We start from the raw sequence: 11,792 nt of genomic DNA, 5'->3' as shown, positions 1-11,792 counted from the left end.
TCATACGCGTTCGCGGCTTTTTGCCATGTCTAAAAGGAAGGTTATGAACAGATTACAAAGGACTGCAATACGGCAATTGCAGAGTGTGATGTATCGCATCACAATCACCCATTGATCGTCAGCTGGAGACACAAAGGGCTCAAAGCTTTTTTCGAAACCGGCTCTAGCAGCGGCATCAGGGCGGATCACTCAAAACGCCTCGCGCACGTCCTGGCAGTACTGAATCGAGCGAGAACCCCTGCTAACGTCAACATGCCCGGCTGGCGGCTTCATCCCCTGAAAGGTGAACTGGAGGGTTTCTGGTCAATAACTATCAATGCGAACTGGCGGATTATTTTTCGTTTTTTCGATACAGATGTCGAACTGGTCGACTACCTGGATTACCACTGAACCGAGGTCCCCATGGAAATGTTCAATCCTCCCCATCCGGGGGAAATCCTCCTTGAAGAGGTCATTCCCGGCTTGCAGACCACCATCACTGAATTCGCCAGTCACCTGGGTTTTGCAAGAGAAACGCTGTCAAGAATTCTGCATGGGCATGCACCTGTAAGCCCTGATCTGGCGGTAAGGCTCGAGCGAGCGGGTATCAGCAGCGCGCGCCTGTGGCTGGGTATACAGGCGGACTATGATTTGTGGCAAGCGGAGCATCGCGAGCAGCCGCCGATCGAGCCTTATGTCATAGCAAACCCGGGGTAGTGCCGATCTTGCCAGGACGACTTATCAAACCACTTGCCATTCCCCACTTACATCCCGGCCCACTTAGTGGCAACGTACCGCATCAGCCCTTGAATTGATCGTCGAGCAATACCGTGCCTACACGCCCTGCCTTTGTGCCCCATGCAAACCCGTTCGTCCCGGCCGTCGGCATGGGCAATCCGCACCTGCAGACGCTTTGGGGCCCGCTGGTGCGCAGGCCAACGCTGCTGGCGCGTTCTCGCGAGCGGTTGTGGTTGAAGGACGGGGATTTTCTGGACATGGACTGGCACGGGCCGAACGACGCCGATGCGCCATTGGTGCTGGTGCTGCACGGCCTGACCGGGTCGTCCAACTCGCCGTATGTAGCCGGCCTGCAAAAGGCCATGGCGGCGAAGGGCTGGGCCAGTGTGGCGCTGAACTGGCGCGGCTGCTCGGGGGAGCCCAATCTGCTGTCGCGCAGTTATCACTCCGGGGCGAGCGAAGACCTCGCCGAAGTGATCGCTCATTTACGCTTGCTGCGCCCACTGGCTGCGCTGTATGCCGTGGGGTATTCACTGGGCGGCAATGTGTTGCTCAAGTATCTGGGCGAGTCAGGCAAGCACAGCGAGCTGCTGGGTGCGGTAGCGGTGTCTGTCCCTTTTCGTCTGGACGAGTGCGCCAACCGTATCGGCCAGGGGTTTTCCAAGGTCTATCAACGGCACTTCATGCGCGAAATGCTGACGTACATCCGCGACAAGCAACAGCGCTTTCAACATGAAGGGCTGACCGAAGGGCTCGCTGAACTGTCTGCCCTGGGCTCGCTGGAGAACATGCGAACGTTCTGGGACTTCGATGGCCGGGTGACGGCCCCTTTGCACGGCTTCGTCGATGCCACGGATTATTACCGCAGGGCATCGAGTCGCTATTACCTGGGCCAGATTGAAACGCCGACGCTGATTATCCAGTCTCGCGACGATCCGTTCGTTTTCCCCCACAGCCTGCCCGAGCCCGGCGAACTGTCAGCCTGCACCGAATTTGAACTGCATGCCAAAGGCGGGCACGTCGGTTTTGTCGACGGCTCGTTGCGCAACCCGACTTATTACCTCGAGCGGCGTATCCCGTCATGGCTGAGCGCCGCGCAGGAACGTGAAAGCGCCCGCTCAAGCTGACGCCAGGTCAACCGGCGCCAGTGGCTATTTCACGCGTCGGATCGGTAATCCATTCGCTCCAGGACCCTGCATACAGGGTGCCCATCGGGTAGCCGGCCAGGCACAGTGCGAACAGGTTATGACAGGCCGTGACACCCGAGCCGCAATAGGACACCAGACTTTCCGGAGGGCGGCCTTGCAGCTTTTCGGCGAAACGCTGCCTGAGCTGCTCGGGCGGCAGAAAACGCCCGTCCGGCCCGAGATTGTCGGTGCAGGCCGCACACTGCGCACCAGGGATGTGTCCGGCAACAGGGTCCAGAGGCTCCACGTCGCCGCGAAAGCGGGCTTCAGCGCGGGCATCGATCAACGTCATCTCCGCACGTCCGAGGCGGCTCTGCAATCGGCTGCCACTGAGCAACATCGACATGTCCGGCTCACCGCTGAAATTGCCCGGCTCATGGTTCAGCGCATCCAGGCTCAGCGGCAAACCCGCCGCGTGCCAGGCTTTAAGCCCACCGTCGAGCAGGTACACACCCTCGCGCTTGCCCATCCAGGCCAACAGCCACCAGGCGCGCGCGGCGAACATACCGGGGCCGTCGTCGTACAGCACGACGTCGCTGTCGGCATTGATACCCCATGCCTGAATGCTTTCCAGCAAGGCACCGGGTTCCGGCAGTGGGTGGCGTCCGGTCTTGCCTTTGATAGCCGGCCCGCTGAGGTCACGCTTCAGATCGGCAAACGACGCACCTTCGATATGGCCCTGCGCATAGTTGCGCTGGCCGTAATCCGCATCTTCCAGGGCAAAGCGACAATCGAGAATGACCAGACCCGGCGCTTTCTGGCGCATGGCCAGGCGTTCAGGGCTGATCAGTTGCGCAATGGACATGACACACTCCTGTGGCAGAAACCCGATGGTCAGGCTACTCATCGGTTCTGGATTCAGGCCAGAGCCTCTGGCAACGACGAATGAAACGTTTCACATAACGCATCGAACGCTTCGCGAGCCTGAGGCGCGACAAAGACCGATTCGAGCATAAGCACCTGATAGACACCACGCCGGATGGCTGATTCGTTCAACTCGGCATTGTTTTCCCGATTAGTGCACAAAAACCGCACCCACGACGTCAGCACAATCCAGGTATTGAGGCTGGTCCACTCGATCTGCGACTCATCCATCTGCAGGATGCCCGCCTTGATGAACCCCCGGTAAATGTTCATCGCCTGCATCAGGCAACGGTACGAAAAACGTCGGTAGCGCCTGGCAAGCTCCGCATCCGACGTCAGCAGGTGTTCAAGGTCCTGGTGCAGAAAACGATAGCGCCACATGGCGTCGATCATTGCCAGAAAGTAATCGCGCTTGTCCTCGATAGTCGGCAGGCGGTCTGTGCGCAACGTCAGAAAACTGCCCACCAGCGTCTCGTACTGGGTGAACAGCTCGGCAATGATTACCTGCTTGTTGGCAAAGTGATAATAGAGATTGCCGGGCGATATCTCCATGTGCGCAGCAATGTGATTGGTGGTTATGCAACGCTCGCCTTGCTGATTGAACAGCTCAAGGCTGGCTTGCACAATACGTTCACGGGTTTTGGTACGGGGTGCCATGCTGGGCCGGGACGCTCGGTTGCTGATGGGATGATGGCAATCTTAGCGCAGGCAAGTGCCACTATGGTGACTGAATCGTCGCTTTGACAGCAGTCAGTCAGCCTCGTGATTGTTGTATCGAATAGCAGGCGAACACCTGAAGGCATACAGAAATCAGATGACCATATGCCTTTAAGCATTCAAAAAACCATTGGTTGCAACGACCAGTGGCATGAACAATTTGACGCTGTAGAGCAAAAACTCTAGAAACCCTGTCATACCCGACCCGGAAACCTCCATGCTCGCCGAAACAATGCCTCAGCACACTGACCCTTCAATTGAAGCCATGCACCGTGCATTTGCCCTGCAACGTGCCGCATTCAGGGCCAATCCGATGCCTTCGGCAGCGCAGCGCCTGCAATGGCTCAAGTCGCTGGGCGAGGTGTTGAGCCTTCATCGCCAGGATCTGATCGACGCGATAGGCGCAGACTTCGGCCAGCGCAGTGCCGATGAGACCCTTCTGGCCGAGCTATTGCCGAGCCTGCTGGGTATTGCTGATGCGCGAAAACACGTGAAGCGCTGGATGAAACCGTCGCGGCGGCGCGTTGGCCTGATGTTTCAGCCTGCATCGGCGAAAGTCGTGTATCAGCCGCTAGGCGTGATCGGGGTGATTGTGCCGTGGAACTACCCGCTTTTCCTGGCGATCGGGCCCTTGATCGGTGCGTTGGCGGCAGGCAACCGGGTCATGCTCAAGCTCAGTGAATCGACACCCGCAACCGGCGCGCTGCTCAAACGTTTGCTTGCCAACGTGTTCCCGGAAGATCTGGTTGCGGTAGTGCTTGGCGAAGCTGAAACCGGCATGGCGTTCTCGCGCCTGCCGTTCGATCATCTGCTGTTTACTGGCGCATCCAGCATTGGCAAGCATGTCATGCGCGCTGCCGCTGAAAACCTCACGCCGGTCACTCTGGAGCTGGGCGGCAAATCGCCCGCTATCGTGTCGCAGGATGTGCCCCTGCAAGACGCCGCCGAGCGCATCGCATTCGGCAAGACACTCAATGCGGGACAAACCTGTATTGCTCCGGATTATGTGCTGGTGCCGAAGGACCGTTTGACAGGGTTTGTCGACGCTTACACCGCAGCAGTAAAACGCTTTTACCCGACGCTGATCGACAACCCTGATTACACCGCAATCATCAATCAACGCCAATTGCTGCGCCTGAACCACTGCCTGGAAGACGCCGAGAACAAAGGCGCGACAATCATCACGCTGTATGAGCAAGGTCAGGATCGGCGCATGCCGTTCAGTGTGTTACTTGATGTCAGCGACGACATGCTGGTGATGCAGGACGAGATTTTCGGACCGTTGCTGCCGGTCGTGCCTTACCACCGTATCGAAGATGCCTACGCCTACATCAACCAGCGCCCTCGCCCGCTGGCCCTGTACTACTTCGGCTACGACAAGGCCGAGCAACGGCAGGTACTGGAACGAACGCATTCTGGCGGGGTGTCGATCAATGACACGCTGATGCATGCCGCTCAGGACGATCTGCCTTTCGGCGGGGTCGGCCCGTCAGGCATGGGTAATTACCATGGCCGCGAAGGCTTTCTTACCTTCAGCCAGGCCAAGGCGGTGTTCACCAAACAGCGCCTGAACACAGCGCGATTGATTTATCCACCGTACGGCAAAGCGATTCAGCGCCTGGTTTATAAACTTTTCATGCGTTGATTGCGTGAAAGCCATAACAGTAAATAGCCCCTGAATCAGGGGTTTCACGCCACACATGGCCGATAATCGGCGCAATACGGCCTTTTCCATCAGTCGAGTCGCTTGGCCCATCGGGACGGCTGCGATACCATCCGAGTCCCACAACGGACTCCGACCAGGACGACGCGATGAACCGAGTGTTGTACCCAGGCACCTTCGACCCTATCACCAAGGGCCATGGCGATCTGGTCGAACGCGCCTCGCGCCTGTTCGACCAAGTGGTCATTGCAGTTGCCGCCAGCCCGAAGAAAAACCCGCTGTTCCCCCTGGAGCAACGCGTCGAGCTGGCCCGTGAGGTGACCAAGCACTTGCCTAACGTGGAGGTCGTCGGTTTCTCGACGCTGCTGGCGCATTTTGCCAAGGAACAGAACGCCAATGTCTTTCTGCGCGGCCTGCGTGCGGTGTCGGACTTCGAGTACGAGTTTCAGCTCGCGAACATGAATCGGCAACTGGCACCGGACGTCGAAAGCCTGTTCCTCACGCCGTCAGAACGTTACTCGTTCATTTCTTCGACGTTGGTGCGCGAAATCGCGACGTTGGGCGGTGATATCACCAAGTTCGTACACCCTGCCGTCGCCCAGGCACTGACCGAGCGATTTAAACGCTAGCACATCAAGGTGCATCCCGAAGCCTAATGCGGCACAATTCGCCGCATTGGTTTTCATATGCCCCGGCGTCGGCCGCGGCAGGAGCAATTCATGTCCCTTATCATCACTGACGATTGCATCAATTGCGACGTCTGCGAACCCGAGTGCCCAAACGAAGCGATATCACAGGGTGAAGAGATCTACGTGATCAATCCGAACCTGTGCACCGAATGTGTGGGGCATTACGACGAGCCGCAATGCCAGCAGGTTTGCCCGGTCGACTGCATCCCGCTGGATGAAAATCACGTCGAAAGCAAAGAGCAACTGATGGACAAGTACCGGATCATCACCAGCAACGTCTGATCCAGACCCTACTGCTGCTTGCCGTATCCGTCACCGGTGCAACCCAGGCAACGCACAAACGCCGCCTTGCCCGGATCGACTACCAGTGCCTTGCCCGTCGCGCCAAGGTTGCCGCCTGCCGCTGCAAATGGCGCCGCAATGACAAACAGACCTGTGCCGATGATGGTCGCGCCGATCAACAGCGGTCGGGCAATCAGCAAGTCTCCGATCATGGCGAACGCCGGCGGGTTCTGGATGGTGTAGACCGGATCGCCGCTGCCTTGCGTGATATCGGCAGCGACTGCGGGCAGGGCCTGCAAGCCAATGAACAACGCCAGCGTGGCGGCGAAAATACGAAACGGGTTCATGGCTTGGTCCTTCAGGCGTCGCAAATTAGGGTGCCATCACTATAAACAGGGATGCGGGTTAAGCAAGCGGCGCAGGGCTCATAAGTCGTTCAGCGCTGGCACTTGGGACAGTAAACGCTGGCGCGCTGGCCCAACTTGATCTCGCGCAACGTTGTGCCACAGACCTTGCAAGGCTGACCGCCGCGCCCATAGGCAAACAATTCCTGCTGAAAATAGCCGGGCTTGCCATCGCCGCCGATGAAGTCGCGCAACGTCGTGCCACCGCGCTCAATGGCATACGCCAAAATGCGTTTGATCTCGATGGCCAGCTTCAGGTAACGCGCCCTGGAAATCCCCCTGGCTTCGCGCCGAGGGTCGATGCCCGCCGCAAACAGCGCTTCTGTCGCGTAGATATTGCCCACGCCCACCACCACGGCGTTGTCCATGATGAACGGCTTTACGGCAATCGACTTGCCGCGCGAGCGCTCGTAAAGACGCTCGCCGTCGAACAGATCGGTCAGCGGCTCGGGACCAAGACGGATCAACAATTCGTGATTATGCGGATCATGACTCCAAAGCATCGCCCCGAAACGACGCGGGTCGGTGTAACGCAGCGCCAGCCCGGATTCCAGCTCGATATCGACGTGCTCGTGTTTGAGCGCCGCAAGCCCCGCCTCGACGAGACGCAGATTGCCCGACATGCCCAAATGGCTGATCAACGTGCCCACTTCGGCCTGAATCAGCAGGTACTTGGCGCGGCGACTCACCTGAACGATGCGCTGCCCGGAAAGACGGATGTCCAGGTCCTCGGGAACGGGCCAGCGCAGACGGCCATCACGCACGATCACGCGGCTGACGCGCTGGCCTTCGAGGTGGGGCGCAATGCCACGGCGGGTGGTTTCGACTTCTGGTAATTCAGGCATGGATAACTCGGTCGTGCGGAAAGTAAGGGCTGACAGCGCGCAGGATCAGCGCGCACCGAGCTCGCGAATACTTTCCCTCAGGTATTCAAAATCGTATTCGGACAACCCGACGTAGTCCAACACCAGCGCGCCGATGCTTTCCCACTCGTGATCCTCGTCCTGATTGCCCAGTACCCGGTAGGACTGACAGATATGCTCGGCCATTTTCAGGGGCGCCAACAGATTCTTCAATGTGGCATTACGGCTGGTATCGTCTTCAAAAATCGCCAATGCGTTGTGATGATTGGCGATCGCGTCGGTAATGTGCGCCGGCAAGCGCCAGGACTTGGCCGTGTAATAGCCCACAACCGAATGGTTGGTGTCAAACGCACTGTTTTCGGTATCCACGATGCGGCGTTCAGGCCCGGCATTGGCGTAAGCGTCTTCAAGCACCGGCATGTAATTGGGGAAACGCTTGAGCATCAGCGGAATGCCGCAGTCATGAAACAGACCCAATGCGTAGGATTCATCCACCGTCTGCGAGCCGATGCGCTTGGCCAGCGTCAGACTGGTCATCGCGACATCCTGAGCGGTATCCCAGAAGCGGTTGAGTGCCACGATGGTTTCATCGCTCATCTCGCCCCTGATCGACTGCGCGTTGATCAGGTTGATAACGGTCCGACTGCCCAACAGATTCACCGCCTTGTCGATCGAGGCGATCTTGTTGGACAGTCCGTAATGCGCAGAATTGACAATCTTCAGCAGCGCCCCGGACAAGCCGGGATCCTGTGCGATGAGACGTGCAATCGCGCCCAGGTCCGGGTCAGGCATGTACTGCTCCATCTGCAGATCCACCATGATCTGCGGCTGCGGGGGCACGCTGATGCCTTGCAACGCTATCTGGATCTGCTCGGAGGTAAGCTCTTCGGACATAGGTAATCACTCTCGGTGGTGAAGGGATTCTGACCCTTTTGAGGGGCAACGGTCCATCACCGGGGAAGAAGATATTCTCGGAACTTTAGCTGATAGACAGCTTCAGGCCCTGTGCCCCATGGCGTTAAGGTCAGTCCCGATCATTGAGGCGCTGTCGGCACAATAGGTTACGAAAGTTGTCGTCAACCCGGCGCATCAGCGGGATGACGCGCTATAATCCCGCTCTTTTTTCAGGAGCGACGTCATGTCCCTGCCTAGCTTGCGCCTCAAAGCCAACGCCGACCGCCGCCTGCGCGCGGGTCATCTGTGGGTCTACAGCAACGAAATCGACGTAGCCGCCACTCCGCTGAATGGTTTTGCGGCCGGTGATCAGGCATTGCTTGAAGCGGCTGGCGGCAAGCCGCTGGGCATCGTCGCCATGAGCCCCAACAACCTCATCTGTGCACGCTTGCTGTCGCGTGACATCAAGCTGCCGCTCGACAAATCCCTGCTTGTGCACCGCATCAACGTGGCGCTTTCGCTGCGCGAACGTCTGTTCGACAAGCCGTTCTATCGCCTGGTTTTCGGCGATTCCGACCTGCTGCCGGGCCTGGTGGTGGATCGCTTCGGTGACATTCTGGTTGTCCAGCTGGCCTCGGCCACCATGGAAAACCACAAGGAAGACATCATTGCGGCGCTGGTTCAGGTCATCAAGCCTAGCGGTATTCTGTTCAAGAACGACTCGGCGGCCCGCGACGCGGAAGGCCTGAATCGTTACGTCGAAACCGTGTTCGGGCTGGTGCCGGAGTGGGTTGCGCTGGAAGAAAACGGCGTCAAGTTTGAAGCACCGGTCATGGCCGGGCAGAAGACGGGCTGGTTCTATGACCATCGCATGAATCGCGCACGCATCGCCCCTTACGTCAAAGGCAAGCGTGTCCTGGACCTGTACAGCTACATCGGTGGCTGGGGGATTCAGGCCGCAGCGTTTGGCGCCAGTGACGTGACGTGCGTCGATGCCTCGTCCTTTGCTCTGGATGGCGTGGAGCGCAACGCAGCGCTGAACGGTTTTGCGGAAAAGATGACCTGCATCGAAGGCGACGTTTTTGAAGCGTTGAAAGAGCTGAAAGCCGGTGAAGAGCGTTTCGACGTCATCGTTGCCGATCCACCTGCGTTCATCAAACGTAAAAAAGACATGAAGAACGGCGAAGGTGCCTATCGCCGCCTGAACGAACAGGCCATGCGCCTGCTGTCCAAGGACGGCATCCTGATCAGCGCGTCGTGCTCCATGCACCTGCCGGAAGACGACTTGCAGAACATCCTTCTGACCAGCGCCCGCCATCTGGATCGCAACATCCAGCTGCTGGAGCGCGGCGGTCAGGGCCCGGACCATCCGGTACACCCGGCGATTGCCGAGACGCGCTACATCAAGAGCATTACTTGCCGGTTATTGCCCAATAGCTGATGTATGAAGAGCTCTGCGTCGCACGATAGTTGAGGTTATCGTTCCGCACGCTCTGCGTGGGAATGCCGTTCGCGACGCTCTGCGTCGCAAAGAGGACGCGGAGCGTCCAGAACGGCATGCCGACGCGGAGCGTCGCACGATAATTGCAATTGATACCCGATAGTTGCGGTTCTCACACCCGCTCCAACACCACCCGCACCCCCAGCAACACAAGGAAATGCAGCGGGTAGATCGCGTAGGCCCAACGCCGCATCGGGATCACTGAGAACTCAGGCTTTGTCCGCAGCAACGCGATGCCCAGCACTGGCGCCAGCGCACAGGCAATTATCGAACCTACGGAAACTGGATCGCCCCAGGCCGCACCGGCGAACATCTGTGACCAGGCGTTCCCCGCCAGACAAAAAACAGCCGGGAACGCTGCATACCAAAGCCGTTTTTGCAGCACCAGCACAAAGACCAGCGGCAACAGCACGCCGGCGAAGCCAAACATCAAGTGCTGCTGAAAAACCGCTGCCAGCAGCAGTGCGACGATGGCCATGACACGGGTCGTTACATTGCGATGCTGCCAGCCCTGAGCAATCAACAGCCCCAGTAACAGGGTCGGCATCACGTTCAGCACGGTCGCATCCGCCATGAACAGTCGATACGGAATCTCCGATAACGCGGCGAACGCCAACAACCAGCCCAGATACCGCCATTGCACACGCGGGGCCACAAGGGCTGCGCTGCGCCGTGACAGGTTTACCGCAATCGCCAGACAGAACCAGGGAAAGGCGAAACGCCCTGGCACGTACAGAAAATCAATCGACCAACCCACGTAGCGCAGATGATCGAGCACCATGCTCAGCATCGCCAGCCACTTGAGCAGGTCCAGCGCCTTGTTGCGTCCGGGCAGAAAAGGCGGGTTGGAAAGATCCATATCACTCCTGAATGTGTGGGCGCGCCGTGCATGCAAAGCATGACCGCCCCCCTCTTTGTTCGCTACAGTGCGCAGCATAATTGCCCATAAGGAATCGGCCATGACAGACCAAAGCCAACAGTTCGCCAGTGACAACTACTCCGGTATCTGCCCTGAAGCGTGGGCCGCGATGGAGCAGGCGAACAAAGGCCATCAACGTGCCTATGGGGACGATCAATGGACTGCGCGCGCCTCGGATGATTTCCGCCGTTTGTTTGAAACCGACTGCGAAGTGTTTTTTGCTTTCAACGGCACAGCGGCCAACTCGCTGGCGCTGTCCTCGCTGTGCCAGAGTTACCACAGTGTCATCTGTTCGGAAACGGCTCACGTCGAAACCGATGAATGCGGCGCGCCGGAATTTTTCTCCAACGGCTCCAAGCTGCTGACCGCCCGCAGCCCGGGCGGCAAGCTGACCCCGGAATCGATTCGTGAAGTGGCGCTCAAGCGTCAGGACATTCACTACCCCAAGCCGCGCGTTGTAACCCTGACCCAGGCCACGGAAGTGGGCGGCGTCTATCAGCCAGAAGAGCTCAAGGCCATCAGCGCCACCTGCAAGGAACTGGGCCTGCACCTGCACATGGACGGTGCGCGCTTCTCCAATGCCTGCGCGTTTCTGGATGCATCGCCGGCCGAGCTGACCTGGAAGTCCGGCGTTGATGTGCTGTGCTTTGGCGGCACCAAAAACGGCATGGCGGTGGGCGAGGCGATCCTGTTTTTCGACCACGATCTGGCCGTCGATTTCGATTATCGCTGCAAGCAAGCCGGGCAACTGGCGTCGAAAATGCGCTTCCTGTCCGCGCCCTGGGTTGGCCTGCTGGAAAACGACGCGTGGCTCAAACATGCTCGCCACGCCAACCGGTGCGCACAGTTGCTGGCTGATCTGGTCAAGGACATTGCCGGCGTCGAACTGATGTTCCCGGTGCAGGCCAATGGCGTGTTTCTGCAACTGTCGGAGCCTGCCATCGCAGCCTTGACCGCCAGGGGCTGGCGCTTCTACACCTTCATCGGCAATGGCGGCGCGCGCTTCATGTGCTCGTGGGATACCGAAGAAGACCGCGTGCGTGAACTCGCCGCGGACATCCGCCTGGTGATGCAGGGCTGAAGCGTCTGGCT

At 58.7% G+C, this 11,792-nt stretch carries 14 protein-coding genes; 8 read left to right on the top strand and 6 right to left on the bottom strand.

The window, feature by feature from the left end; all coding sequences use genetic code 11:
- Positions 1-111: 111 nt before the first annotated feature.
- The 3 genes from PSPTO_RS02220 (at position 112) to PSPTO_RS02210 (ending at position 1,844) form a co-directional block, all read left to right on the top strand.
- Positions 112-390, top strand: a complete 279-nt coding sequence (locus tag PSPTO_RS02220) for a type II toxin-antitoxin system RelE/ParE family toxin (protein ID WP_005737444.1) — start codon at positions 112-114, stop codon at positions 388-390.
- A gap of 12 nt (positions 391-402) precedes the next feature.
- Positions 403-696: a HigA family addiction module antitoxin gene (locus PSPTO_RS02215; RefSeq protein ID WP_011103139.1), complete on the top strand. Its 294-nt coding sequence runs from the start codon at positions 403-405 to the stop codon at positions 694-696.
- Positions 697-809: 113 nt separating this feature from the next.
- The gene (locus PSPTO_RS02210; RefSeq protein ID WP_161797805.1) at positions 810-1,844 is read left to right on the top strand and encodes a hydrolase; all 1,035 of its coding nucleotides are present in this window, start codon (positions 810-812) and stop codon (positions 1,842-1,844) included.
- A gap of 7 nt (positions 1,845-1,851) precedes the next feature.
- Here the strand turns inward: PSPTO_RS02210 and PSPTO_RS02205 are convergent, their stop codons facing one another.
- Entirely contained in the window at positions 1,852-2,709 is an 858-nt protein-coding gene (locus tag PSPTO_RS02205) for a sulfurtransferase (protein ID WP_011103137.1), read from the bottom strand.
- 53 nt (positions 2,710-2,762) lie between these two features.
- On the bottom strand, positions 2,763-3,425 hold the full coding sequence (locus tag PSPTO_RS02200) for a TetR/AcrR family transcriptional regulator (RefSeq protein ID WP_005763620.1): 663 nt from the start codon (positions 3,423-3,425) through the stop codon (positions 2,763-2,765).
- Between the two features lie 277 nt (positions 3,426-3,702).
- On the opposite strand from PSPTO_RS02200, the gene PSPTO_RS02195 reads away from it, so the two are divergent.
- The 3 genes from PSPTO_RS02195 (at position 3,703) to PSPTO_RS02185 (ending at position 6,119) form a co-directional block, all read left to right on the top strand.
- Positions 3,703-5,130 carry a coniferyl aldehyde dehydrogenase gene (locus tag PSPTO_RS02195; RefSeq protein ID WP_005763618.1) on the top strand — a complete coding sequence of 476 codons (1,428 nt, stop codon included), beginning with the start codon at positions 3,703-3,705 and terminating at the stop codon, positions 5,128-5,130.
- A gap of 167 nt (positions 5,131-5,297) precedes the next feature.
- A complete protein-coding gene (coaD, locus tag PSPTO_RS02190; RefSeq protein ID WP_005737440.1) occupies positions 5,298-5,777 on the top strand; it encodes a pantetheine-phosphate adenylyltransferase in 480 nt (159 codons plus the stop codon).
- Positions 5,778-5,867: 90 nt separating this feature from the next.
- Positions 5,868-6,119, top strand: a complete 252-nt coding sequence (locus PSPTO_RS02185) for a YfhL family 4Fe-4S dicluster ferredoxin (protein ID WP_005763614.1) — start codon at positions 5,868-5,870, stop codon at positions 6,117-6,119.
- A gap of 8 nt (positions 6,120-6,127) precedes the next feature.
- On the opposite strand, the gene PSPTO_RS02180 is transcribed toward PSPTO_RS02185, so the two are convergent.
- From PSPTO_RS02180 to PSPTO_RS02170, 3 genes are all read right to left on the bottom strand, one after another.
- Positions 6,128-6,466, bottom strand: coding sequence for a hypothetical protein (locus PSPTO_RS02180; protein WP_005763613.1), 339 nt, complete (start codon positions 6,464-6,466; stop codon positions 6,128-6,130).
- A gap of 89 nt (positions 6,467-6,555) precedes the next feature.
- A complete protein-coding gene (gene mutM / locus PSPTO_RS02175; RefSeq protein WP_005763611.1) occupies positions 6,556-7,368 on the bottom strand; it encodes a bifunctional DNA-formamidopyrimidine glycosylase/DNA-(apurinic or apyrimidinic site) lyase in 813 nt (270 codons plus the stop codon).
- A gap of 45 nt (positions 7,369-7,413) precedes the next feature.
- Positions 7,414-8,226: an HDOD domain-containing protein gene (locus tag PSPTO_RS02170; RefSeq protein ID WP_174171208.1), complete on the bottom strand. Its 813-nt coding sequence runs from the start codon at positions 8,224-8,226 to the stop codon at positions 7,414-7,416.
- Positions 8,227-8,524: 298 nt separating this feature from the next.
- Between PSPTO_RS02170 and PSPTO_RS02165 the strand changes: the two genes are divergently transcribed.
- A complete protein-coding gene (locus PSPTO_RS02165; RefSeq protein WP_005763607.1) occupies positions 8,525-9,721 on the top strand; it encodes a class I SAM-dependent rRNA methyltransferase in 1,197 nt (398 codons plus the stop codon).
- 172 nt (positions 9,722-9,893) lie between these two features.
- On the opposite strand, the gene PSPTO_RS02160 is transcribed toward PSPTO_RS02165, so the two are convergent.
- Positions 9,894-10,640 carry a TraX family protein gene (locus PSPTO_RS02160; protein ID WP_011103135.1) on the bottom strand — a complete coding sequence of 249 codons (747 nt, stop codon included), beginning with the start codon at positions 10,638-10,640 and terminating at the stop codon, positions 9,894-9,896.
- Between the two features lie 100 nt (positions 10,641-10,740).
- On the opposite strand from PSPTO_RS02160, the gene PSPTO_RS02155 reads away from it, so the two are divergent.
- Entirely contained in the window at positions 10,741-11,781 is a 1,041-nt protein-coding gene (locus PSPTO_RS02155; protein ID WP_005613930.1) for a low specificity L-threonine aldolase, read from the top strand.
- Positions 11,782-11,792: the final 11 nt, after the last annotated feature.

The organism is Pseudomonas syringae pv. tomato str. DC3000, from assembly GCF_000007805.1.
Classification (GTDB): Bacteria; Pseudomonadota; Gammaproteobacteria; order Pseudomonadales; family Pseudomonadaceae; genus Aquipseudomonas; species Aquipseudomonas avellanae.
The sequence above is the reverse complement of the archived record's forward strand: the minus strand, read 5'-3'. Positions and strand labels throughout refer to the sequence as shown.

Coding starts and splice junctions, on each gene's coding strand:
- PSPTO_RS02215 (WP_011103139.1), top strand. CDS start 403: ATGGAAATGTTCAATCCTCCCCATCCGGGGGAAATCCTCCTTGAAGAG.
- PSPTO_RS02205 (WP_011103137.1), bottom strand. CDS start 2,709: ATGTCCATTGCGCAACTGATCAGCCCTGAACGCCTGGCCATGCGCCAG.
- PSPTO_RS02200 (WP_005763620.1), bottom strand. CDS start 3,425: ATGGCACCCCGTACCAAAACCCGTGAACGTATTGTGCAAGCCAGCCTT.
- PSPTO_RS02195 (WP_005763618.1), top strand. CDS start 3,703: ATGCTCGCCGAAACAATGCCTCAGCACACTGACCCTTCAATTGAAGCC.
- coaD (WP_005737440.1), top strand. CDS start 5,298: ATGAACCGAGTGTTGTACCCAGGCACCTTCGACCCTATCACCAAGGGC.
- PSPTO_RS02185 (WP_005763614.1), top strand. CDS start 5,868: ATGTCCCTTATCATCACTGACGATTGCATCAATTGCGACGTCTGCGAA.
- PSPTO_RS02180 (WP_005763613.1), bottom strand. CDS start 6,466: ATGAACCCGTTTCGTATTTTCGCCGCCACGCTGGCGTTGTTCATTGGC.
- mutM (WP_005763611.1), bottom strand. CDS start 7,368: ATGCCTGAATTACCAGAAGTCGAAACCACCCGCCGTGGCATTGCGCCC.
- PSPTO_RS02165 (WP_005763607.1), top strand. CDS start 8,525: ATGTCCCTGCCTAGCTTGCGCCTCAAAGCCAACGCCGACCGCCGCCTG.
- PSPTO_RS02160 (WP_011103135.1), bottom strand. CDS start 10,640: ATGGATCTTTCCAACCCGCCTTTTCTGCCCGGACGCAACAAGGCGCTG.
- PSPTO_RS02155 (WP_005613930.1), top strand. CDS start 10,741: ATGACAGACCAAAGCCAACAGTTCGCCAGTGACAACTACTCCGGTATC.